This window comes from Streptomyces sp. SP17BM10, assembly GCF_036322405.1.
GTDB lineage: Bacteria > Actinomycetota > Actinomycetes > Streptomycetales > Streptomycetaceae > Kitasatospora.
The window spans coordinates 1-350 of record NZ_JAQYXB010000535.1 but is presented as its reverse complement, the minus strand read 5'-3'; the positions used below and the strand labels follow the sequence as shown (position 1 = coordinate 350).

General features: G+C 79.7%; 1 protein-coding gene. It reads left to right on the top strand.

The features are described 5' to 3' along the window. On the top strand, positions 1-350 hold a 350-nt coding region (locus PUR71_RS11850), incomplete at both ends, for an AMP-binding protein (RefSeq protein WP_329926852.1).

The following is a 350-nucleotide window of genomic DNA, read 5'->3' as shown; positions in this document are numbered from 1 at the left end:
CGTCGGGCGGCTGCGGGTGTCGGACGGCGCGGACGAGGCGCTGGTCCTGGGCGCGTGGGCCGGCGAGGCGGAGGTGGCGCCGGAACTGGAGCCGCTGCACGTGGGCTTCGCCCGCCAGGCGGCCGCGACGCCGGACGCCACCGCCGTGATCAGCGGCGACGAGCGCCTCAGCGACGCCGAACTCGACGCCCGCTCCAACCGGCTGGCCCGCCTGCTCCTCCAGCGCGGCGCCCGGGCCGAGGGCTACGTCGCCGGCGCCCTCCCGCGCACCGCGGAACTGCTCGTCGCCCGGCTCGCCGTCCAGAAGTCCGGAGCCGGCTCCGGCCCGCTCGACCCCCAGCACCCGGCCG